The organism is Mycobacterium sp. DL, assembly GCF_039729195.1.
Classification (GTDB): domain Bacteria; phylum Actinomycetota; class Actinomycetes; order Mycobacteriales; family Mycobacteriaceae; genus Mycobacterium; species Mycobacterium hippocampi_A.
In genome coordinates this window covers 3,056,546-3,080,896 of record NZ_CP155796.1, presented here as the reverse complement: position 1 = coordinate 3,080,896, position 24,351 = coordinate 3,056,546, and the positions used below count along the sequence as shown (strand labels likewise).

Annotated in this window: 15 protein-coding genes and 1 riboswitch; all 15 genes read right to left on the bottom strand. The window is 67.5% G+C overall.

What is annotated here, in order from left to right; genetic code table 11:
* Positions 1-4: 4 nt before the first annotated feature.
* The 15 genes from ABDC78_RS14685 to ABDC78_RS14615 all read right to left on the bottom strand — a co-directional run bounded on the left by ABDC78_RS14685 (position 5) and on the right by ABDC78_RS14615 (position 24,347).
* Positions 5-4,798: a type I polyketide synthase gene (locus tag ABDC78_RS14685; protein WP_178357298.1), complete on the bottom strand. Its 4,794-nt coding sequence runs from the start codon at positions 4,796-4,798 to the stop codon at positions 5-7.
* Entirely contained in the window at positions 4,795-6,528 is a 1,734-nt protein-coding gene (locus tag ABDC78_RS14680) for an AMP-binding protein (protein WP_178357299.1), read from the bottom strand. The genes ABDC78_RS14685 and ABDC78_RS14680 overlap by 4 nt, the downstream gene beginning before the upstream one ends.
* 63 nt (positions 6,529-6,591) lie before the next feature.
* A complete protein-coding gene (locus ABDC78_RS14675) occupies positions 6,592-12,108 on the bottom strand; it encodes a type I polyketide synthase (protein WP_178357300.1) in 5,517 nt (1,838 codons plus the stop codon).
* Complete coding sequence (locus ABDC78_RS14670; RefSeq protein WP_178357301.1) at positions 12,105-13,883, bottom strand: AMP-binding protein; 1,779 nt, start codon at positions 13,881-13,883, stop codon at positions 12,105-12,107. The genes ABDC78_RS14675 and ABDC78_RS14670 overlap by 4 nt, the downstream gene beginning before the upstream one ends.
* 553 nt (positions 13,884-14,436) lie before the next feature.
* Positions 14,437-15,174, bottom strand: a complete 738-nt coding sequence (locus ABDC78_RS14665; RefSeq protein WP_178357302.1) for an alpha/beta fold hydrolase — start codon at positions 15,172-15,174, stop codon at positions 14,437-14,439.
* Between the two features lie 19 nt (positions 15,175-15,193).
* Positions 15,194-18,070, bottom strand: coding sequence for an aminomethyl-transferring glycine dehydrogenase (gene gcvP, locus ABDC78_RS14660; RefSeq protein ID WP_178357303.1), 2,877 nt, complete (start codon positions 18,068-18,070; stop codon positions 15,194-15,196).
* A gap of 180 nt (positions 18,071-18,250) precedes the next feature.
* Positions 18,251-18,349: riboswitch (glycine riboswitch) on the bottom strand.
* Between the two features lie 55 nt (positions 18,350-18,404).
* On the bottom strand, positions 18,405-19,028 hold the full coding sequence (locus ABDC78_RS14655) for a MerR family transcriptional regulator (RefSeq protein WP_178357304.1): 624 nt from the start codon (positions 19,026-19,028) through the stop codon (positions 18,405-18,407).
* 222 nt (positions 19,029-19,250) lie between these two features.
* Complete coding sequence (locus ABDC78_RS14650; protein WP_178357305.1) at positions 19,251-19,745, bottom strand: bifunctional nuclease family protein; 495 nt, start codon at positions 19,743-19,745, stop codon at positions 19,251-19,253.
* Positions 19,746-19,852: 107 nt separating this feature from the next.
* Positions 19,853-20,599, bottom strand: a complete 747-nt coding sequence (locus ABDC78_RS14645; protein WP_178357306.1) for a MerR family transcriptional regulator — start codon at positions 20,597-20,599, stop codon at positions 19,853-19,855.
* A 42-nt stretch (positions 20,600-20,641) separates the two neighbouring features.
* Entirely contained in the window at positions 20,642-21,109 is a 468-nt protein-coding gene (gene garA / locus ABDC78_RS14640) for a glycogen accumulation regulator GarA (protein WP_178357388.1), read from the bottom strand.
* Positions 21,110-21,262: 153 nt separating this feature from the next.
* A complete protein-coding gene (gcvH, locus tag ABDC78_RS14635; RefSeq protein WP_178357307.1) occupies positions 21,263-21,658 on the bottom strand; it encodes a glycine cleavage system protein GcvH in 396 nt (131 codons plus the stop codon).
* 19 nt (positions 21,659-21,677) lie between these two features.
* The gene (locus ABDC78_RS14630) at positions 21,678-22,484 is read right to left on the bottom strand and encodes a DUF881 domain-containing protein (RefSeq protein WP_178357308.1); all 807 of its coding nucleotides are present in this window, start codon (positions 22,482-22,484) and stop codon (positions 21,678-21,680) included.
* 2 nt (positions 22,485-22,486) lie between these two features.
* Positions 22,487-22,819, bottom strand: a complete 333-nt coding sequence (locus tag ABDC78_RS14625; RefSeq protein WP_178357309.1) for a DUF1290 domain-containing protein — start codon at positions 22,817-22,819, stop codon at positions 22,487-22,489.
* Positions 22,816-23,715: a DUF881 domain-containing protein gene (locus tag ABDC78_RS14620; protein WP_178357310.1), complete on the bottom strand. Its 900-nt coding sequence runs from the start codon at positions 23,713-23,715 to the stop codon at positions 22,816-22,818. The genes ABDC78_RS14625 and ABDC78_RS14620 overlap by 4 nt, the downstream gene beginning before the upstream one ends.
* Positions 23,712-24,347, bottom strand: a complete 636-nt coding sequence (locus ABDC78_RS14615) for a CDP-alcohol phosphatidyltransferase family protein (protein ID WP_178357311.1) — start codon at positions 24,345-24,347, stop codon at positions 23,712-23,714. Before ABDC78_RS14615 ends, ABDC78_RS14620 begins: the two co-directional genes overlap by 4 nt.
* Between the last annotated feature and the right edge of the window lie 4 nt (positions 24,348-24,351).

The following is a 24,351-nucleotide window of genomic DNA, read 5'->3' as shown; positions in this document are numbered from 1 at the left end:
GGCTTTAACTCAATCTTTCCGACAGTCTGGCGAGAAGCTCGTCCTCGGCCAGGTCGTCGTAGGCGTCTTCCGTGACGGTGTGGCCGTCTGCGACCCCGTCGTCGTTACCGGCGGTCTCGATTATCTCAGGAAGGATCGACGCCAGATAACCAGTGAGCGCTTCCACCGTCGGATAGTCGAAAACCACCGACGCCGGCAGCGCCTCGCCGAGGCTCTGGCTCAACGAGCGCTGCAGTGTGACACTCATCAGCGAATCCATGCCGAACTGGAAGAACCCGACCGTCGGATCCAGAGCATTTGCCGAGGCCAGGCCCACTGTGGACACGATCTGCGCAATCACATGGTCAGTCAGCAGTTCGATGCGTTCCTCCGGCTCGGAATTGCGCAGTTTTTCCCGGAACTCCGTGTTCACCGAGAGCGCAACAGGCTCACCGCCGGCACCGTCGCTCAGAATGTCGTCAAGGAGGTGAAGCTGGGCCCGGGTACGGTACGCCGTGGCCAGTTGCGGCCAGTTCGCGGCGACCACCGTGGTCCTGGCCGGCGCCTGGGCACCGACGAAAAGCCGCAACGCGGTGATCGCGACGGCGTCCTCCATCGGTTCCAAGCCGAACCCCTGGGTCGCTTGTCGCTCGAATCCGGTCTGGCCGTCGGCCAGCGACTTCCACAGTCCCCAGTTGATGGCGCAGGCGGGCAGTCCCGCAGTGCGACGCGCGAATGCGAAAGTGTCAAGGAACGTCGTCGTCGCCGCATAGTGGGCCAGCCAGCGGGAACCGAGCACGCCGGAGATCGACGAGAACAGCACGAACTGCTGGACGGAGTGGGCGAGGGACAGCTTGTGCAGCAGAGCTGCCGCGTCCATCTTCGGCCGGAACATCGCGACGACGTCGTCAGCGGTCATGTCGGCGAGCGTCGACGGGCCGCCGCTCATAGCCGCGAGGTAGATGCCCGCCAGCGGCGGCAGGTCGGCGCCGAACCGATCGAACAACGCGGAGAGGGCGTCCTCGTCGGCGGCGTCGGCGGCGGCCGTCACCACCGTCACACCCCTGACTGCGAGCCTGGCAGTGAGTTCGTCGAGCCGTGAACCCGGATTTCGGGACACGGCGACGACAGTCTTCGCACCCATCGCGGCCAGCTGCTCGATCAGTTGAGGACCGATGTTGCCCGTGGCGCCGATCACCAGGTGCGCGCTGTCGGGATCCAAGGTCTCCGACTCGGGAGCTGTGGCAGGCGGCAGCGCATGGACCAGCCGCGCGACACGACGCGTACCTGCTCGGTAGACGAGTTGATCTTCGCCATCGTCGCAGTACGCCTCGGCCAGCACCCATCTGGTTGCCACCACGGCAGGCACCGATTCATCGACGTCGATCAGGGCGCCCCAGATCTCAGGGTGCTCAAGGGCAAGCGTGCGACCGAGACCCCACAGCACGGCGTGTGCCGGGTTGGCGCGGTCGCCCTCGGCGATCGGCTGCGCGTTGCGCGTGAGCAGGTACAGCTTGGGCGGACGCGCGCAGGCGACGGCCGCCAAGGCGATCGTTCGCCCCGTCGTGAAGACGTCGTAGCCAAGGTCGCGGGCGTCGGTGACATGAGGCACGTACAGGATGTGGGTTGCGGTGGCCAGCGCCGCCGCCAGCGCTTCGGGGTCGTCGGCGATCGTAGCGGCGGGCACGGCTGTGACCCCTGAGCGGCCCACCAGGCGGGCCATCTCGGCTCCCACAGCGGTTTCGGCGATCACCAGCCAGCTGGCCTCCGCTCCGTTCGACGGGGCTTCCGGCCGTGCCGCCAAATGCTTGACGGGCCACGTCAACTCGCAGAACCACTCCGCGGGAACCGCACTGTCGGCGGGCAGCGCACCGATTCGCCCGGAAGCGGCGCGGCGCGGCGGCCGGACATCCGCCCAGTGTCGGGTGTGATGCCAGGGCGTGGTCGGCAGCAGGATATGAGGCTCGGCCTGATGCCCTGACAGCGGTGGGCGGGAGGTATGAGTGGCGTTCAGATTGGCGTGGAATGCCACGGCGTCGTGGGTATCTCGCGTGAGGGTGCCAACCGTCAGGTGACCGGGGTCCTCCGCCAGCGTGTCGGCGATGGACTGGCCCAGCGTGGCGTGGGGACTGATCTCGATGAACGTGCCGTGATCCTCAGCTGCGGCGGCGATGGCCTGACTGAACCGCACGGGCTGGCGCACGTTGGCCACCCAGTAATCAGCATCCAGCACGGGAGCGGTTCCCGCGTCGGTGACTGTGGACAGGAACGGAAGTGTAGGGATGCTTGGAGCGATTTCGGCGACAGCCGCGCGGATATCGGCCAGCACCGGGTCCATCAGGGCGGTGTGGGAGGCGACGACCATGTTGACCCGGCGGGCGAACTTGTTCTGCGAGGTGACGGCGGCGATGATGGCGTCGACCTCGTCGGGCAGGCCGGCGACGACGGTCTGGTGCGGCGACAGGTAGCCGGAGATCTCCACGCTCTGGTAGTCCGCGATCAGGGCGCCTGTGGTGTCGGCGTCGAGGCTGGCCAGCGCGACTGCGCCTTGGCCGGCTAGGCGGGACATGATTGTGGAGCGGTGGGCGATGACCTTGAGGCCGTCGGCGAGGCTGAGTGCTCCGCAGACGACGGCGGCGGTGACCTCGCCCATGGAGTGGCCGATCACGGCGTCGGGATGCACGCCGTAGGAGCGCCACAGTTCGGTCAGGGCCAGCTGCAGGCCCATGAGGACCGGTTGGACCTGGGCGTCGCCGCTGATCGGTTCCCCGCCGGCGATGATGTCGTAGAGCGAGAACCCGACCTGCTCGACGAACACCGGCTCGATCTCGGCCAGCGCCTGAGCGAACACCGGTTCGTCGGCCAGCAGGCCGCGGGCCATGCCGGCCCACTGCGAGCCTTGTCCGGAGTAGACAAACACCGTGCCCGGCTTGGGGTTGCGCGACGCCGCGGGCACGACCCCGGGTGCGTGCTGGCCGGCGGCGAGGGCCTGCAGTCCGGCGATGGCCTGCGCCTTGTCGCGGGCGGCGACCGTGGCGAATTTGGTGTGCTGGGAGCGGTGGTGGTTGAGAGTGTGGGCCACCTCCGACAGCGAGGCCGGCGACCCCTCCGGACCGGCCATCCAGTCGGCGAGCATTCCGGCCTGTGAGGCGATGCGCTCCGGTGTCTTGCCCGACACCACCAGCGTCGTGACCGCGTGCTCCGACCTCTCGGCCGCGGCTGGGGCCATCGCAGGCGCCTGCTCGATCACCACGTGGGCGTTGGTGCCACCAAATCCGAACGAGGACACTCCGGCGCGACGCGGCCGCCCCGTAGGCACCCAATCCGTATGTTCAGCAATCACTTTCAACCGCAGCTTGTCGAATGGAATGTGCGGGTTCGGCGCCTCGTAACCTAAGTTGGCTGGAATTCGATTGTGCTGCAACGCAAGTACCGCTTTGGCGAACCCGGCAATCCCGGCTGCGGCCTCAAGGTGCCCTAGGTTGGACTTCACCGCCCCGATCAGCAGGGGCGCATCAGTGGTGCGGCCACGACCCAGGACCGTTCCAAGCGCGCGGGCTTCGATTGGATCACCCAGCAATGTTCCGGTGCCGTGCGCCTCGACGTAGTCGACTTCGCGCGGCTCCACGCCCGCATTCGCGTAGGCAGAGCGGAGCACCGCCATCTGCGCTGAGGGGTTGGGTGCCATCAGACCGTTGGAGCGACCGTCCTGGTTGACCGCCGAACCACGGATCACCGCGAGAACCCGGTCGCCGTCGCGCTGGGCGTCCGACAGGCGCTTCAATACCGCCACGCCCGCGCCTTCACCGCGCACGAACCCATCGGCGCTGGCGTCGAAGGCATGGCATCGGCCGGACTGGGACATCGCCTCCGCCTGATCTAGACTTTTGGTGCCAAGAGGTGAGAGCAGCAGGTTGACCCCGCCGGCCAGCGCCATCTCCGAATCCCCTGTGCGCAGACTCTGGCAGGCCAGGTGAATCGCTACCAACGACGACGAACAGGCCGTGTCGATCGTCACCGACGGTCCCCGTAAATCGAAACTGTACGAGACGCGGTTGGCGACGATGCTCAGCGAACCACCAGTGCCGGACCATGCGTCGACTTGGTTCAGATCAGTGCCCGCGATGTGCGCGTAGTCGCCCGCGGAGGCCCCGGCAAACACGCCCGTCTGCGTCTCGGCGAGCGAATCGGCAGGGATTCCTGCATGTTCCAGCGCTTCGTGAACCACCTCGAGCAGCAGCCGCTGCTGCGGATCGATCCGCGTGGCTTCGCGCGGCATGATCTCGAAGAACTCGGCGTCGAACGCATCGATATCGCGAAGGAAAGAACCCCACCGCGTGATATTCGCCAGTGCCGCAGCCCCGTCGGGCGTACCGTCGTTGCTCCATGCCCAGCGCTCTGCGGGCACCTCCCCCACCGATGAGCGACCCTCGGTGAGAAAGTCCCAGAACGCCTCGGGCCCTTCGATGTTCGCGTCTTCGCCGGGGAACCGCAGGCCCAGACCGATCACCGCAATCGGTTCGTTCATCACGGTTGTCCCGGCCGGCCTCCCGACCTCGAAGACCGCCTCGACCTCACCGCCGGTCAGGAACTTGGACAGCGCATCCACCGTCGGGTATTGCCAGAAGTCGACAGGCGATACCGGCCGGCCAAGGAAGTCCGACAACACGCCGGTGAGGACGACCGCGTCCCGGGACCCGACACCGAGATCGTGCATGGAGGCACCACGATCGATCTGCTCAGGGCTGCAACCTTGGTTCGTGACCAGGTAGTCGACCAACCATCGACGAACAGCAGCCTCGTCGAAAGCTGAACTCATGTAGTGACATCCAGACGGCTGAACCCGTCGCTGCGGTACAGCTCAACGGATGCCGCACGGCGCACCTTGCCACTGGTGGTCAACGGCAACGAGCCCTGCCCCACCAACACGAAGTCTGCGAGCTGGACACTGTGGGTCATCGATATCGCCGACGTCACTTGTTGTTTCAGCGAATCCAGGAACGCATTATCGTCCTGCTTCTTCAGCTCGGCGATGACCACGAGCTTCTCGGAGGCATCGTCGGGAATCGAGATCGCGGCCACCCGACCACCGGTGAACTCGGCGACAGTCGCTTCGATATCGTCGGGGTAGTGGTTACGCCCGTCGACAATCAGCAGATCCTTGATCCGGCCGATGATGTAAAGCTCGTCTTCGAACATCACGCCTAGGTCGCCGGTGCGCAGCCATGGCCCTTTCGGGGTGCCCGCACTGGGTTCCCCCAGCTGGCCGGCGAACAGCCGCTCGGTGAGTGCCGGATTGTGCCAGTAGCCACCGGCCACGAAATCACCGTGCAGCCACACTTCGCCGATCTTGCCGGCCGGATTCTCCAGACACGTCTCGGGATCGACGACCCGCACCGTCGTCGACCGCGGTGTGCCGAGGCCGACATGCTCCGAGCCGGCATTGTCGTCACATCTCTCGGCATGACCCGCGGCCAGTTTCTCGTAGTCGAACCACACCGCCGTCGGCGGACGTCCCCCAGCTGAGGACGTCACATACACCGTCGCCTCCGCCAAACCGTAGGACGGACGGATCGCCGAGGCGGGCAGGTTGAACGCGGCGAACCGCTCGTTGAACCGTCGAACCGTTGCGCCATGCACACGCTCGGCTCCGTTGATCATCGTGATCACGCCTCCGAGATCCAAGCCTGCGAGGTCTTCATCGCTGGTGCGCTTGACCGCGAGTTCGAACGCGAAGTTGGGCGCGGCGGTGAAAGCACTGGTGTGGCTGGCCAGCTGCTGCAGCCAGCGGGCCGGCCGCTGCATGAACGCGACCGGGCTCATCAGCACAGCCGGCCGACCCAGCAGGACCGAACTGAACACCCCGACGACGAGCCCCATATCGTGGTAGAACGGCAGCCACGATACGACCGTGGTGTCCTCAGGAGGACCGTCCGGGCATGCCTCGAAGTAGTCGTGGAGCAATTGCTGCACGTTAATGAGTACGTTCCTGTGGGTGACCACAACGCCCGCGGGTTGGCGGGTGGATCCCGACGTGTATTGCAGGTAGGCCGTCCTTGGAAGGGAAACCGGAGCTGCGGACCTGGGCGGGGAATCGAAGTCGAGGCCGTCGACCTCGATTAACTTCGGGGCTCGCATTTTCGGATCACCGTGGCCGTACTTTTTGACCTCCTCTACGACGGCCGACGTCGTCAGCACCACGACCGGCGTGCAGTCAGCCATTGCGCCGGTGACCCGCTCGTCGTGCTGACGCCGCAGCGGCATGGAGAGGGGTACGGCGACGAAGCCTGCCGCGACTGCGCCGAAGAACGCGACGACGTAGTCGAGGCTCTGGGGCGCCAGGATCACCGCTCGGTCACCGGGGGAACCGACAGTGGCGAGCTTCGCGGCGACAACCAGCACGCGCTGGTGCAGTTCCGACCAGGTCAGGCTCTCGGAAAAGCCATCCGCATCTACCTCGTAGTCGATGAATGTGTAGGCAAGCTCGTCCGGTTGCTGCCGCGCCTGCTCGGCGAGCAGCGCAGGAATGGTGGCTTCAGAAAGCGGCATCAATTGAATCCTTTCGAATCAGCTCCCGACCCATGATCGCGTGCATCGGGCGAATCCGAGAAATCAGGTCGACTCAACGCTGTCGAAGAGCGAATCGAGCAGGCTGTCGCCCGAGTCGTCGTCGGCTTCGTCGCCGCCGTCGTCCGGAACGAGTAGCTGGGCGAGGTAGGTCGCGAACGTGTCGATCGTCGGATGGTTGAACAGCATCGTCGCTGACAACTCGAGGCCCACCAGTCGCTCGACCTCCCGTCGGATGGACATCGCCATCACCGAGTTGAGGCCCATCTCCGCGAACGGGCGATCGGTGTGGACCTCGCTCTCGGGCAGCCGCAGCTCGATCGCCAGGATGCCGCGCAGCCCGTCCTGCAGTTCGGTCCGCAGATCGTCGGGCGCCATCGAGGCCCACGCGCGGGTCGGTGCCGTCAGCCGCGCGTCGGCCGTAACCGCAGCGGCGTCCTCGGCGGACTGCATGGGCGCCATGACGACCTGGTCGAGATCGAAGCGGGTGACAAAATCCCAGGCCGCGAACGCTGCGGTGGGCCCGATCGGCCGTGACCCCACCCGTTCGAGTTCCTGGATCACGATCTGCGCCTCGGCGCCGAACCCGAGTCCGTCCCAGGCCACCCAGTCCAGGCTGACGGTGTTGTCGCCGGCCCGGTGCCGCGCGCGGGCCAGGCCGTCGAGATAGGCGTTGCCTGCGGCGTAGGCGCCCTGCCCCGGGATGCCGAACACCGCACCTGCCGACGCGGCCAGGTACAGGAAGTCGAGGGTTCCCGGCGGGAACACCGCGTGCAATGCCTGCGCGCCGGCGACCTTCGGCCACAGGGTGCGGTGCACACGGTCCTGCTCGATCTCGGTGAGCAACTGGGCCTCGGTCATGCCCGCGGCGTGGATGACACCCCGGATGGGTGGTGCGCCGTCGGCGTCGCGCTTGTCGACCACGGCAGCCACGGCATCCGGTGAGCCGATGTCGAGCGCGACCGTCTCCACGGAGACCCCCCGCATCTCGAGCGCGCGGATCGCCGCGATCTTGCGGCGGGTGTCGGCGTCGGCACCCGCCTCCGAGGAGTCGTCCCACTGTCGGCGCGGGGGCAGCGGTGTGCGGCCGGCGAGGATGACCCGCCGCGCGCCCCGGTCGGCGAGCCAGTCCGCCATCAACAGCCCCAGCACACCCATGCCGCCGGTGATCAGGTACGCGGCGTCCGGGCGGCAGCGAAGCGTCTCCCGCACCGGTTCGTCGGCGATCTCGGCGAGCGTGGAGGTGAGGAACTGCCCGTCGCGCAGTACCGCGATCGATTTTACCGGGGTCGGCAGCACCGCGGCGAATGCGGCGGCACTGCCGGCCAATTCTTCGTCGGGAAGGTCGACCAGACCGCCCCACAACTGCGGTTGCTCGGCTCCGATGACGCCGGCCAGACCCCACAGGCTGCTCTGGCGCAGGGCGGCGTCCGAGGCCGCCTCCTGCACCCCGCGGGTGACGATCCACAGCGCCGCGGGATTGCGTGGATCCCGCTCGGCGAGCCGGCCGACCAGTTCGGAGACCTCGGTGGTGAGACGCAGCGAGGCGTCGAGATCGCCGTCGGTGCCGGGTTCGGCGACGTACACCACGTGGCGGGCATCGGCGATGTCGGCGTTGCGGTCGCCGACGGCCTGAAGGCTGTCTCGCAGCGCGTCGGCCACGTCACCGTCGCCGATGACGGCGACCGGGCCGGTAGCGGCGTGATCGGAGGCCGCGTCCGCTGTCCAGGGCTGCCAGTCGAGCGTGTGGGCGACGCGGCGCGGATCGGCGTCGACGGCCGTGACCGCGCCCACCTCCACCGCGGTGTAGCGCATCGCACGGATCTCGGCGCACGGTGCGCCGTCGACGCCGGTGATCACGATGTCGACGAGCAGGTCGTCGCCGGTCCGCTCGCGGATCCGGGCGTCGACGACTCCCTGCGCACCAGAGAATTCGGGGCCGGTGAACGTGACGTCCTCGGCCGAGGCGGGCACCATCAGGCCCGGGGTGGACGCGTCGACGAGTCGGCCGAGGTTCACGGCGGCATCGAGCAGCGACACCCGTGAGCCTTCCGGGAGGTCCACGACGGCCCGGAGCGCACCGGGTGAGGACTCGTGAGAGCTGACCGACCACGGGTACGCCAGCCCGTCGATGCCCCAGGCGTTGTGGAGTTCGGCCAGCGCTGACGGCGCGTAGCCGGGCACATCCTGCTCGAGGGAGGTGACGCCGGCAGCCTCCGCGCCGAGTGCCCGTCGGGAGATCTGGGCCGTGAGGTGCCGGACCCAGCTGCCGTCCGAGGGCGCGGAGTCCGCCGATTGAGGCGCTGACGACACGCTGACGACGTCGCCGTCGGTGAACACCTGCACCACACGCTGCCGGTCGAGCACGATCGGGAAGTCGAAGCGCACATCCGCCAGAGCGGGCTGGGCCGTCGCGCCGGATTCGCTCGCGGCCAGCGCCAGCGTCTGCAGCAGCACGGAGAGCGGAACGATCTCCACCCCGCCGAATCGGTGGGAGTGCGGATACGGCTTGGCCTGCGGTACCAGGCGGGCCTGCCACAGGTGTCCCGGGCGGGGGCCGGCGACCGGAGTGTGCGCTCCCAGCACGGTGCCGGGGCGGGGCGCTGAGGCCCCTGAGGACGGCGCCCGCTTCTTGATCGCCCAGTGGTGAGTGTGGTGCCAGGGGGTGGTCGGCAGGGCGGTGTGCGGCTCGCCGAGGTGCGGCGTCTCCGGGGCGTGGCTGGTGAACGTCGCGTTCAGCGTGGCATGGAAGGTCAGCGTGTCGTCGGTGTCGCGGACCAGCGTGCCGAAGCTGTGGTGGTGCCCCGTATCCAGCGTGTCGCCGATGGCGTAAGTGAGGATCGGGTTGGCACTCACCTCGATGAACGTGCCGATCTCCTCGGCCGCGGCCGTGATGGCCTGGCTGAACCGCACCGGCCGGCGCACGTTGGCCACCCAGTAGTCGGCGTCCAGCGTGGGCTCCTGGTCCTCGTTCTCGCCGGCTTCGGTGACTGTGGACAGGAACGGGATGTTCGGCGTCCGCGGGGTCAGATCGGCCAGGGCGTCCTGCAGATCCGGAAGCACCGGGTCCATCAGCGCGGTGTGGGAGGCGACCTCCATGTTGACCCGGCGGGCGAACTTCTCCTGGGCGGTGACGGCGGCGATGACGGCGTCGATCTGCTCGGGCAGGCCGGCGACGACGGTCTGGCGCGGCGACAGATAGCCGGCCACTTCGACGCTCGGATAGTCGGAGACGAACGCGTGTGCGGCGTCGGCGTCCAACTCGATGAGCGCGACGGCGCCCTGTCCGGCCAGGCGGGACATGAGGGTGGAGCGGTGGGCGATGACCTTGAGCCCGTCGGCGAGGCTGAGTGCTCCGCAGACGACGGCGGCGGTGACCTCGCCCATGGAGTGGCCGATCACGGCGTCGGGATGCACGCCATAGGAGCGCCACAGCTCGGTCAGGGCCAGCTGCAGGCCCATCAGGACCGGTTGGACCTGGGCGTCGCCGCTGATCGGTTCCCCGCCGGCGATGATGTCGTAGAGCGAGAACCCGACCTGCTCGACGAACACCGGCTCGATCTCGGCCAGCGCCTGGACGAACGCGGACTCGTCGGCCAGCAGTTGGCGGGCCATCCCGGCCCACTGCGACCCCTGCCCGGAGTAGACGAACACAACGCCCCGCTTGCAGGAGCCGACGTGCGGAGCGACGACGCCGGGCGCCGACTGGCCGGCGGCGAGGGCCTGCAGTCCGGCGATGGCCTGCGCCTTGTCGCGGGCGGCGACCGTGGCGAACTTGGTGTGCTGGGAGCGGTGGTGGTTGAGAGTGTGGGCCACCTCCGACAGCGAGGCCGGCGACCCCTCCGGACCGGCCATCCAGTCGGCGAGCATTCCGGCCTGTGAGGCGATGCGCTCCGGGGTCTTGCCGGACACCACCAGCGTGGTCACCGCGGGCTGGTTGGCCTCGACGGGTACAGGCGCGCTGAAGGGCGCCTGCTCGATCACCACGTGGGCGTTGGTGCCGCCGAACCCGAACGACGACACTCCGGCTCGCCTCGGGCGCCCGACGTCGGCCCAGTCGGTGGGTTGATCGATGACCTTCAGGCGCAGGTTGTCGAACGGGATGTGCGGATTCGGCTTCTCGTAGCCGAGGTTGGCAGGGATCGTGTTGTGCTGCATCGCCAGCACGGCTTTGGCGAAGCCGGCGATACCGGCGGCGGCTTCGAGGTGCCCGAGATTGGACTTGACCGCGCCGATGAGCAGCGGCGCATCAGCGGCGCGTCCCCTACCCAGGACGGTCCCCAAGGCACGTGCCTCGATCGGATCGCCGAGCAGCGTTCCGGTGCCGTGGGTTTCGACGTAGTCGACCTCGCGGGGTTCGATGCCCGCGTTCGCGTAGGCGGAGCGCAGCACCGCCATCTGCGCGGCCGGGTTCGGCGCCATCAGACCGTTGGAGCGGCCGTCCTGGTTGACCGCCGACCCACGTACCACCGCCAGGATCCGGTCGCCGTCGCGTTGGGCGTCCGACAGTCGCTTGAGCACGGTCACGCCGCAGCCCTCACCGCGGACGAAGCCGTCGGCGCTGGCGTCGAAGCTGTGACACTGTCCCGTCTTCGACATCGCTTCGAGTTGGTCGAAGCTGCGCGTCACGGCAGGTGAGAGCAGCAGGTTCACCCCGGCGGCCAGCGCGAGATCGGAATCGCCGGCCCGCAGGCTCTGGCAGGCCAGGTGGATGGTCACCAACGACGATGAGCAGGCCGTGTCGATGGTCACCGACGGGCCGCGCAGATCGAAGTAGTACGACACCCGGTTGGCGATGATGGACAGCGCGCCACCGGTGCCGGACCAGGAGTCGACGTCGCCGAGGTCGACCGTCGACAGGTATCCGTACTCCCCGAGGCACGCGCCCGCGAACACCCCGGTCTGGGAATGCCGCAGCGTGTTGGCCTGGATGCCGGCGTTCTCCAGTGCTTCCTGGGTCACCTCGAGCAACAGGCGCTGCTGCGGGTCCATCTTGTCGGCCTCGCTGGGCGAGATCTCGAAGTACTCGGCGTCGAAGGCGTCGATGTCGCGCAGGAACGAACCCCAGCGGGTGGTACCGGCAAGTGCAGCTGCCGCCTCCGGGGAGTCGACCTGGAAGGACTCCCAGCGATCTGCGGGGACCTCGCGCACCGCAGAGCGGCCTTCGGACAGGAAGTCCCAGTACGCGTCCGGCCCCTCGATGTTGCCGTCGAGGTCCGGGCCGCCCGGGAACCTCAAGCCCAAACCGATCACCGCGATCGCTTCGTCGTCGGTGCTGAAGTCGCGGTTGACGACGGCCTCGGCCATCGGCTCGACTTCGCCGCCGGTGAGGAATTTGGCCAGCGCATTGATCGTCGGGTACTGCCAGAACTCCACCGGCGACACCGTGCGGCCCAGCAGTTCGGACAGCTCGCCGGTCAGTACGACCGCATCGCTGGAGCCGACCGCCAGATCATTGAGCGGTGCGTCGAAATCGATTTCGTCGGGGCTGCAACCGATGTTGGTGACCAGGTAGTCGACCAACCAGTGCCGTAGAGAATCCTCGTCGAAAGCAGAGGTCATGTAGTGACGTCCAAACGGCTGAACTCGTCCTGACGGTAGCGATCTACGCAGGCCGAGCGCCGTATCTTGCCGCTGGTGGTGATCGGGATCGATCCGGGCGCGACCAGCACCAGGTCAGACACCCGCACACTGTGGGACTTCTTGATCGCCGAGGTGACCTCGCGCTTGACCGCACGCAGCGTGTCCAGCGCCTCGGCCTCGGAGCTGCCGCGCTTCTTCATCTCGACCACCGCGACCAGCTGCTCGCTGGCCTCGTCGAGGATGGAGATGGCGGCGACCCGGCCGCCGGTGATCTCCTGGATGGTGGCCTCGATGTCATCGGGGTAGTGATTGCGGCCGTCGACGATCAGCAGGTCCTTGATGCGGCCGATGATGAACATCTCGCCCTCGGACATCACACCGAGATCACCGGTGCGCAGCCAGGTGTTCTGAGGGGTGCCCGGGGACGGGTCGACGATCTCGCCGCCGAAGGTGCGTTCGGTCTGCTGCGGATTGCGCCAGTAGCCCATCGCGACCTGATCGCCGTGCACCCAGATCTCACCGATCTTGCCGTCGGGGTTCTCCAGGCGCGTTTCGGGATCGACGATGCGCACGGTCGAGGACCGCGGGGCCCCATAGCTGACCAACTCGGAACCACCTTCGGCGCCGCAGCGCTTCGCGTGGCCCGATGAGAGCTTCTCGTAGTCGAAACGCACCGTCGCCGGCGAGTGGCCGGTGGGCGCAGAGATCACGTAGAGCGTCGCTTCAGCCAGTCCGTAGGAGGGCCGCACGGTGGTGTCGGGCATGTTGAACTTCGCGAAACGCTCGTTGAATCGCCTGATGGTGGCCGAGTGGATGCGCTCGCTGCCGCTGATGATGCCCAGCAGGCCACTGAGGTCCATGCCTTCGAGGTCGGCGTCGGAGGTGCGGCGCACCGACAGCTCGAACGCGAAGTTCGGCGCTGCCGACCAGGCATGGGGGTTGATCGCGAGCTGCTGGATCCAGCGCGACGGCTTCTGCAAAAACGCCACCGGGCTCATCAGGATCGCGGGGCGGCCCCAGAACCCGTCCTCGCCGTCCGGCGGGCACAGCAGGGTCGCGAAGACACCCTGGATCAGACCCATGTCGTGGTAGAAGGGCAGCCAGGAGACCATCGTGGTGTCCTGGGGCGGCACTCCGCCGCGGTGCTCCATGTAGTCGGTGAAGATCTGGTCGAGGTTCCGGATCACGTTCCTGTGGGTCATGATCACGCCGGCCGGGGCGCGCGTCGACCCGGAGGTGTACTGCAGGTAGGCGGTCTTCGGCAGCGGGCCGACATTCACCTCGATGGTGCGGGGCGAATCGAAGTCGAGTGCGTCGACCTCGATGACCGCTGGTGCGGCACTACCCGGCTGCGCGCCGACGTACGTCATGATGTCGCCGACGACGGCGGAGGTGGTCAGCACGGCGACGGGCTGGCAGTCGCGAAGCGCGCCGTTGACCCGCTCGTCGAGCTGGCCCATAGCGGGCACAGGAAGCGGCACGGCGATGAAGCCAGCGGTCATCGCGCCGTAGAAGGCGATGATGTATTCGAGGCCCTGCGGCGCCAGGATGGCGGCCCGGTCCCCCTTCGAGCCGTGGCGCAGCAGCTCCTCTGCGACGACCTGGACTCGGTGGTACATCTGGGACCAGGTCAGCGTTTCGGCGAATCCCGCGGGATCGACGTCGTAGTCGATGAAGGTATAGGCCTGGGCATCGGGCTGCTGCTTCGCACGATCAGCGAGCAAGCCAGGAATGGTCGACTCGAGCAACGGCATGACGACGTCCTTTCATCACATGTTTCTGCGCCTCGGCTTCGTTGCCGTGGTGGCAAACCGACTCGCAGCCTGTAGCCGCGCGACCCCCGCTCGCCGGAAGGCTAGCACCGACCCGTCAATAATGTTGGCCATTCCGACGAAGGATTACACCACGAATTGCTTGCCAGAGGGAAGCCGGCAGTTCAGCGTGGATTTCGCCGGCACTGTGCAAACGCGGGTGTGCAATTTATTCTTTACAGCGTCTTCACAGTTTTGCCAGTGACGGGAACGTCCCACCTAGTCCGCGCCTTCCCGGTTGCTCGACCCTGTGAGGGTCGGGTGCGCGAATAGTCGGGCACGATTGCCGAAATCAGTGCTCCTATCGCCTTGACGCATGCGTAAAGGGTTTGCGGAGAATGCACCTCCATGTCGAGTTTTTTCCTGACTCTCCGGTAAGAACCGGCTCTGACCGCGTCAAATCGGGCGCGACGGCACCGTCGACGCGGCGTGTGCGGGTGTGCTCCGGGCGTGTCGCAGCGACCTCGCGCGAATGTGGCGAAGACCACACCCCGATTCAGGGCCGGCTGCCGCAGCGCTCCCAGATCCGCTGCTCGACGTCGGGCACCAGGTCACCGAGGTGATCGTTGAGGTAGAAGTGATGGCCCTTGAACTCGCGGGCGGAGAAGCCCGCCGTGGTCCGCTCCGACCACGGCATCACCTTCTCGGTGGTGGCGATCTCGTCGTCGTCGCCGTAGAACGCATGGATCGGCGACGACAACCTCACCTCGGGAGGGCAGTTGTAGTTGGCGATCGCCTTGAGCCCCCGCAGGGTGGGCAGGATGGCCGCGGCGAACTCCGGGTTCTGCATGAATTCCGGGCTGGCGCCCGTCATCGTGCTCACCGCGGCAAGAAGGCCTTCGTCGTCATCCGGCACGTCCTCGTAGCCCACCCGGCCGGGGGCCGCGCACGCGGACACGAACAGCGCGGCGATCGGATTGCCCGCCTCCTCGAAGCGGCGGGCGACCTCGAACGCCAGCAATCCGCCCATACTGTGCCCGAAGAACACCACCGGGCCGCCGTGGTCTTTGTCCGGCGAGACCATCTTGCAGACCTCGTCGGCGAGGGCGGGCAGGCTCGTGAACGACGCGAAATCCTGCTTGCCGCGCTGCCCCGGGTACTGCACCGCGGTGCGTTTGATGTCCGTGGTGAAGGTCTTCGCGAACGGCACGTAGTACTGCGGCGCCCCGCCGGCGTGCGGGAAGATGAACAGCTTCGGGGTGGCGCCGGCAGCTTCCCCAGACCCTCCTGTCATGGGGTCACCGTACCGGCCATCAGGCGAACGCCTCGACCGGCGGGCACGAGCAGACCAGGTTGCGGTCGCCGTAGGCGCCGTCGATCCGGCGCACCGGCGGCCAGACCTTCGGCCGGAACGCCGCACCGAGAGGGTAGGCCGCCTGCTCCCGGGTGTAGGGGTGGTTCCACTCGGCGACCAGAAGGCACTCTGCGGTGTGCGGTGCCCCCCGGAGCGGGTTGTCGTCGGCCGGCCAGGCCCCCGAACCGACCTGGTCGATCTCGGCCTTGATCGCGATCATCGCGTCGCAGAATGCATCGACCTCGGCCAACGACTCACTTTCCGTGGGCTCGACCATCAAGGTGCCCGCCACCGGGAAGCTCATCGTCGGCGCGTGAAACCCATAGTCCGCCAGTCGTTTTGCCACATCGTCCACAGTCACTCCGGTGGCCTTGGTGATTCCCCTCAGGTCGAGGATGCATTCGTGGGCCACCATGCCGTTCTCGCCCGTGTACAGCACCGGGTAGTACTCGTCGAGTCGGCGGGCGATGTAGTTGGCCGAAGCGATCGCCACCAGTGACGCCGCGCGCAGGCCGTCGGCTCCCATCATGCGGATGTAGGCCCATGTGATCGGAAGGATGGACGCCGAACCGTAGGGCGCCGCCGACACGGTGAGCCTGTCGGACAGTTCCTCGGCGAGCGGATGCCCGGGCAGGTACGGGGCCAGGTGTTCGCGGACCGCAACCGGCCCGACGCCGGGTCCACCACCGCCGTGCGGGATGCAGAACGTCTTGTGCAGGTTCAGATGGCTGACGTCCCCGCCGAAACGGCCCGGGCGGGCGAGGCCGACCAGCGCGTTGAGGTTGGCGCCGTCGACGTAGACCTGGCCACCCGCGTCGTGCACCGCCGCACAGATGTCCGCCACGTCGTGCTCGTAGACCCCGTGGGTCGACGGATAGGTGATCATCAGCGCCGACAGTCGATCGGCGTGTTCGGTGACCTTGGCCCGGAGATCGTCGAGGTCGACGTCGCCGTTGGGCCGGCAGCCGACCACGACGACCTTCATGCCGACCAGCGCTGCCGATGCCGCGTTGGTGCCGTGCGCACTGGACGGGATCAGGCACACGTCGCGTCCCATGTCACCGCGCCCCGCGTGGTAGGCCTGGATCGCCAGCAGCCCCGCGTACTCCCCCTGAGACCCGGCGTTGGGCTGCAGCGATATCTCGTCGTAGCCGGTGATGCCGGTGAGCCAGGCCTGCAGATCGGCGATCAACCGCCGCAGTCCGGGAGTGTCCGACGCGGGGGCGAAGGGATGTTGTCTGGCGAACTCCGGCCACGTGATGGGTTCCATCTCCGCTGCGGCGTTGAGCTTCATCGTGCAGGAGCCGAGCGGGATCATGCTGCGGTCCAGCGCGATGTCCTTGTCGGCAAGAGAACGCAGGTACCGCATCATCTCGGTCTCGGTGCGGTACCTGGTGAACGCGGGATGGGTCAGAAACGCCGAGGTCCTGGTCGCGATGTCGGGCCCGGAAAAATCGGCAGCATCGGCGCCGGCCGCGGAGAACGCCTCCAGAACGGCCGCGACGTGGGCGTCGGTGGTGGCCTCGTCGCACGTCACCGAGACGTGGTCGTCGTCGACCAGCCAGATGTTGATGCCCCGCTCCTTGGCCGCCGCCTGGATCCCGCGGGCGCGTCCGGGCACCCGGGCCAGCACGGTGTCGAAGAACGCGTCGTGCACCACCTCGATGTCGCCGGCGAGCAGGCCGGCCGCGAGCGAGCGGGCGTTCCCGTGGACCCGCCTGGCGATGGCGGTCAACCCTTCGGCGCCGTGGTAGCTCGCATACATCGCGGCCATCACGGCCAACAGCACCTGCGCCGTGCAGATGTTGCTGGTGGCTTTGTCACGCCGGATGTGCTGTTCGCGGGTCTGCAGTGCCAGCCGGTAGGCGGACGATCCGTCGGCGTCCTTCGACACACCGACCAGGCGTCCCGGCAGCTGCCGGGCGTGCTTGGAGTGGACAGCCAGGTATCCCGCGTGCGGACCGCCGAATCCCATTGGCACACCGAACCGCTGGGTGGTTCCGAAGGCGATGTCGGCATCGATCTCGCCGGGTGGGGCGACCATCGCACACGCCAACAGGTCAGCGCCGACAGCCACGAGCGCGCCGCGTTCGTGGGCCTGGGAGACCAACGCGCTCCAGTCGTGAACGCCTCCGCCGGCGCCGGGCAACTGGACGATCACGCCGAAGAACTCGCCGTCGGGTAGGCCGTCACGCAGATCGGCGGTCACGATGTCGATCCCCAGGGGTTCCGCGCGGGTCGCCAGCACCGCGGCGGTCTGCGCATACACGTCGCTGTCCACCGCCAGACGATTGCTCGATCCACGCACCGCGCGTTGCATCAGCGTCATCGCCTCCGCCGCGGCGGTGCCCTCGTCGAGCATCGAGGCGTTGGCGACCTCCAGGCCGGTCAGGTCGGTGACCATCGTCTGGAAGTTCAGCAGCGCCTCGAGGCGGCCCTGGCTGATCTCGGGCTGGTACGGCGTGTAGGCGGTGTACCAGGCGGGGTTCTCGAGGATGTTGCGCCGCAACACAGGCGGGGTGAGGGTGTCGAAGTATCCCTGCCCGATCATCGACACGGCGACGGTGTTCGAGTCGGCCAGAGCGCGCAACTCGGCCAGCGCCTCGGTCTCGGTGGCTGCCGGTGGCAGGTTCTGCAGCCCGGGCGCGATTCCGTCGGCGCCGACCGGGTCGAAGATCGCGGCGGGTACGGCCCTTGCGGCCAGCTCGTCGAGCGATTGGACGCCGATCGTGCTCAGCAGCGTCGCGACGGCCTGCGCATCCGGACCGATGTGGCGGTCGACGAAGCGGAGCTCGGAGGTTGAATCAGGGCTGGAATCGGACCTGGAATCTGACACTGACAGACATCTCCCGACGATTGCCGCGGGCGCGAGGAGCGCATGCGAACCGGCTCCTCCCCCTCTGTCGTCGACCCGAACCGGGCGCCTGAGAGATTCGGCCGCACCGACTGAGCGACCAGCCGCCGGAGCCTTTCCCCATGGGCGGGTGCGCGAGCGCACCGCTTTCCAGAGGCATCGGGGTCTCGCGCGGTCCTGGGTGCCTGAGAGGTTGACGGAGAGGTGTTGCTCCTTCGGCGTCCGTGGCTGGCGACCACGGAACTCTCCCGCGTGAGGGCGATGCGCGACCGAGTCTACCGGTGACCGGGGTCCATCCGCCGATCAGCGTCGGTGATCAGCCGGTTTTACGGTCGCGGTGCTTGCGGCGCGAAGCCAGTTCGTCCTCGGGCGCCGGGATCGACTCGCCACCGTCGGCGCGCTCCCCGGGGAAATCGGCGATCGCGCCGGTGAGTTCCCGCATCGCACCCGACACCGCGATCCCGAACACGCCCTGCCCGCCCTGCAGCAGGTCGACGACTTCCTCGGCCGACGTGCACTCGTACACCGTGGTGCCGTCGGAGAACAGGGTGATGTTCGCCAGATCCTGAACGCCGCGCTGACGCAGGTGATCCACCGCGACGCGGATGTTGTGCAACGAGATGCCGGTGTCCAGCAGACGCTTGACGATCTTGAGGACCAGGATGTCCTTGAACGAATACAGCCGCTGACTGCCCGACCCCGCGGCACCCCGGATCGAGGGCACCACGAGCGAGGTGCGCGCCCAGTAGTCCAGCTGGCGGTAGGTGATCCCGGCGATCTGGCAGGCGCTGGGCCCGCGGTAACCGACGAGTTCGTCGGGCACCGAATTGTCGGGGAACAGTCCGCCCTGAACGGGCTCGGTGGCCACTTTGGGAGAACCGTCCTCCTGCGGAGCGCCGTTGGTCAGGTCCAGTTCCTCCTGGCGTGGCGTGTCTCCCACTTGTCGAATCCCTTCGCCTTCAATCGCCATCGAACCGCGTCATGACCTGCGTGGCGCACGTTCGCCCCAGCCCGAACTTGTGTCGAGCATACGCTTGAGGGCCTGCCGTGACTGCCCGTCGCGACCAAGTATGGCTGCCCGATTCCGTGTCGGGAGAAACGCGCCCCGCGTGTCGAACCTGACGAGACGCACTCGTGACCAAGCCGGTCACCGACGGTGCGCTCAGGTGGCTTTGAAATCGTCGGGCGACACGCTGTCGAGGAACTCCTTGAACTTCTCGACCTCGTCCTCCCGCAGGGCGCCGGTCGATTCGTCGTCGTTCTCGTCAGGGATGAGCAGTCCCGCCTCGGCGAGGACCGCTTCCTCCACATAGATGGGCACACCCACCCGCAGCGCGATGGCGACCGAGTCCGACGGGCGGGCGGAGACCTTGATGTCGCGATCGAAGATCAGGTCCGCGTAGAAGGTGCCCTCCTGCAGATCGACGATGCGCACCTCTTTGAGCGAATGGCCCAGTGCGGCAATGAGATCTCGGATCAGGTCGTGGGTCAGCGGACGTGTCGGTTCGACACCCTGCTGCTCCAGTGCGATCGCGGCGGCTTCCGACTGACCGATCCAGATCGGCAGGTAGCGATCGCCGTTGGACTCTCTCAGTAGCAGGACGGGCTGGTTCTGGGGCTGCTCAACTCGAATGCCGATCACACGAACCTCACCCATCTGTGCCTGCCCTCCGCACCGGTGTGCTGCTCAGTTCCATCCAGGGCCTGGGAAATGCCCGAATGCCACGAATATTCGTCGAAAACCCGTCACGGCGAGTCTAGTCCTCAGCGATCCAGTACGTCGCGTACGGCCGACTTGATCAACGATGTGTGCAGCGTGATCGCCAGCGCGGCCACCTCGCGGGCCAGATCGTCGGCGCGGTCGCGCGCTCCGGCTTTGCCGGCCTTGACCACCGGACCGGCGATCTGGGCGATGAGATCGGATTGCCGGTCGGCCGCCGAGCGGAACGCGCGCAGGTGACGCGGTTCCACGCCGTAGTCGGCCAGCGCCCGGGCACATTGCGCGATGACGACGGAGTGCTCGTCGAAGAGGACTGTGCTGCCGCCCTTGAAGATCGGGGTGATGACGCCTGCCTTGAGCAACGACGTCAGCAGTTCGTCGTCGACACCCGAACGGTCGACCAGGTCCTCCCGGGTCAGACGCACCTGCGTCCGGGCGGCCGACCGCCTAGCGGGGTCGCTCTGACTCTGGCTGACCGTCACCAGGCGCGGCGCGCTGTACGGCGACCCGGTCTCGGGGATCTCGCCGTCGGGTTGCGCGTCGAGTTGGGCCTTGATGACTTTCAGCGGCAGGTACTGGTCCCGCTGCGCGGTGAGGATGAACCGCAGGCGCGCGCAGTCGTATGCGGTGAACCGCCGGTACCCGGATGCGGTGCGTTCCGGGGTGACCAGTCCTTCTGCCTCGAGGAAACGGATCTTCGAGATCGTCACGTCGGGGAAATCGCCGCGGAGAAGATCGAGCACGACCCCGATCGACATCCCACTGAGCCTGGGTGCGTCGGGTTGGGTCATCTGGCGTCAGCGCCGCTCGTGGTGTCGGGTGGTGGGCGTCGCTCAGCCTGCCGCGCCGTCATCCTTCGGACCCGTCAGGAACACGAGGCGGAACTTGCCGATCTGGACCTCGTCGCCGTTGGCGAGAACCGCGGAATCGACCGGCTCCCGATTGACATACGTGCCGTTGAGGCTGCCCACGTCGACGACCTGGAACTCGCCGCTCTCGAGCCGGAACTCGGCGTGGCGCCGGCTCACTGTCACGTCGTCGAGGAAGATGTCGCTGTCCGGATGGCGACCGGCCGACGTGGTGGGCTGGTCGAGCAGGAATCGTGACCCCGCGTTCGGCCCCCGCTTGACGACCAGGAGTGCCGACCCGACCGGCAGTCCCTCGACACCGGACACCGCGCTCTCACCGCCTGCAGCGGGCGGAGCGTCCAACTCGTTGAGGAAGTCGGCGCGGAACACCGATGTGGTCTCCACGGTGACCTCGTCCGAGTCAGCCCCAGAGTTGAAGTCCTTGTCCGTCACCCGCTGCTCCTCACTGGCTGCTGTGGCGATATCCCGGCCGGATCCCCAGCCGTCGCGCCGCTGGTATCGACCGTACCGCGCAGTGGACACAGTTGTGTCCACCACTGCCGGATCCGCGCGTTGCGATCCGGCCTGCACGACCCTAACAACACCTCAGTCCGTCACGTGGTCGCGGTAGCCCTCCGCGTCGAGCAGTTCGCCCAGCCCTTCCTCCAGCGAACCTGCGTCGAGCTGCAATTCGACCAACCATCCCGCACCGTAGGGGTCGGAGTTGACCAGCTGCGGGTCTCCCTCCAGATCCCCGTTCACCGCAACGACTTTCGCCGAGACGGGCGCGTAGAGGTCAGACACGGATTTTGTCGACTCCACCTCGCCGAAGGAGTCCCCGGCCTTCAGGTCCGCTCCGACATCGGGGAGTTGGACGAACACCACGTCTCCCAGCGCGGATTGCGCGAAGTCGGTGATACCGACCCGGACGGTGTCATCGCCGGTCCGCTGCACCCATTCGTGGTCCGCTGTGTAAGACAGCTCGGCGGGAATATCGCTCACGGCGCTCCTCTATCTCTGGTCATTTGACGGGCTGAGCGTATTGGCGGGGTTTCGGTTGCCGCAAGGCGGTGATGTCGACCCGGTCGGACTGTTGTATCACCATGCTGCCGCCGACGCGTTCGATGCTGTCCATCGCCCCGCCCGGAATATTCATCGCCGCGGCCAGCGTGGGCGGATCCCCAATCGCGAGAACCGAATACGGAGGGCTCAACGTCGTGGAGTCGGCCACTAGGCCGCCGGGGCTCCCCACCACCCAGGTGTCGACCCCGACGCGCACCGAAACCGGCTCGTCGGTGCGTCCTCCGCGGATCTCCATCGCCTCGGCACCGGCCGCCCTCAGCTCGTTGATCACATCGAGCACCGTCTCCGCGGCGACCCCCTGCGCGGGGTCCTGGATGGTCAGCGTCACACCGGGGCCGGTCGCCGGCACGCTGCCGATCAGTATCGACAGCGCCGCCAGCCGAGCCCTGGCATTCTCGATCGCCGCCTGGTCGTCGCTGCCCGAGGCCTGGAGCTGGCTCAGGGTCCGCTGGAGTTCGGCGACCTCGGTGTTGAGTGCGGCCTCCCGCTGTTGCAGTGAGTCCAACAGCACCAGCAGGTCGGCGGGCCGCGCCGTCTCCAGCGAATCTCCCGAGCCGGTCTGGCGCACCTGGGTGGCGATCGCCACGCCCAACAGCAGGCAGAGCAGCACTGCCAGCACCCCGAAGACGACCTGCGACCGACTGCGGGGCACCGCGTCTGTGCGCTCGGGAGTGGCCCGTTCCGGCGGCATTTCGTGGCGCCCGTGATGTGACTGCGCGGCGTGCTGCGGCGGGTGGTCTGTCATCGTCACGCCCCGAAGAGCCTGCGCCGCAGAGCCGCAGCGTTGCCGAATATCCGGATGCCGAGGACGACGATGATCGCCGTCGAGAGCTGGGTACCGACGCCCAACTGGTCTCCGACGTACACGATCAGCGCGGCGACCAGAACGTTGAAGACGAACGAGATGACAAAGACCTTGGAGTCGAAGATGTGCTCCAGGTACGCGCGAAGACCGCCGAACACCGCGTCGAGCGCGGCGACGACCGCGATCGGCAGGTAGGGCTGGACGACCTCGGGGACGCTGGGGTGGAAGACGACACCGAGCACGATGCCGACCACAAGCGCGACGATTCCGATCAATTGGGCCCACCCGGGTCGGCGAAGTTGACTTCTCGGACCGACCCCGCCGGAAGTGCCAGCCCGTCACCGCCTGCGACGGCCACCCCGACACCGTAGGACGTCTCCAGAAGCCGCAGGCGCCGCAGGCCTGCGCTTCTGGTGAAGGCATCCTGCATCGCGCGGGGCGGTCCCACAGCGAGGATGACATAGGGGCTGGTGATCGGCTGATTGTCCACCAGGACGCCGCCGCCGGCCTGCCGGATGGTCACGTTCGGGCCGATTCGCACCCCGCCCACCGAGATGGCTTCGGCGCCACTGACCCACAACGAGTTGACGACCAGTTGCAGATCACGGTCGAGGATCACCTGCCTGCTGCCCTCCACACGCGGCGTCGAGACGTCGGTGAGGTCGGGTGTGATGCCCGGGTCGGTGACGGTGATGGTCAGACCCGGACCGATCACCGGCACCGCCGCCGCCGCTGAGTTCGCCTCGTCGAGGTCGTCGAGCAGTTGCCGTCCGGTGATGTCACCGTCGAGCCGGCTGCGCCGTTCGGTGTTCACCTCGGCGGCGACCCGGTCCCTGCGATCGGCGATCTGATCGGTGGCCGCCTCGGCCGAGCGCACATTGGCCGCCAGCACCTGCTGGGATTCGCGCTCCCCCGGCGCGGTGGCCTGGGCTTGCGACCAGGCGAGAGTGAACACACCGGCCACGACCACCGCGGCCGTCAGCTGCCACATCCGCTCGGTGGGCTTGTTCCGCGGTCGGCTCGCCTTCGCCGCCGCCGCGGCGGCGTAGCCGGGATCGAGGTGGTCGGACAGCAGTGACCGCAGAAGTGACGGCACCGGGATCAGCGTCGGACGGCCCGCTTCGTGGGCGTTGCGTCCGGTCGTGTTGTCGTACCCCCCCAAGGTGCTCACGGGTGCCGCATTCGCTCCATCGTGCGCATCACCATTCCCACCTGGACCAGATAGAGGATCGCGGACCACAGGTACATGGCCAGACCCCAGATCAGAAAGCCCCAGCCGATCGCCAGCACGATCCGTGCCCACATGGCGTCGTACTGCCCCAGCAGAACCAGCGGGAGGCCGGACATCAGCGCGAACGTCGCCGCCTTACCGATGTAGGTGACGGGAAGCGCCGTCAGCCCGCGAGTGCGCAGCAGCGGCAGTGTCGCCGCGAGCACCAGGTCGCGTCCGAGGAGCAGCCCGACGATCCACCACGGAAGCACACCCGCGGCAGCCATCGCGACCGGTACGACGACCATGTAGATCCGGTCGACTGCGGGGTCGAGCAGCGCGCCCAACCGCGAGGACTGGTTGTCGAACAGCCTGGCGATCTTGCCGTCCGCCCAGTCGGAGGCCCCACTGAACACCAGCACCGCGACGGCCCACCCCGTCGCTTCGGCGATCAGCAGCAGATAGAGGAAAACCGGTACCAGCACAAGACGGACGACCGACAGTGCATTTGGCACCGTCAGCACCCGGTCCTGCGGTGCCAGATCCCCGGTCGCAGCGCCGCCGCCCGGTCGATCCCCAGAGGCCTCGGCCATGGGT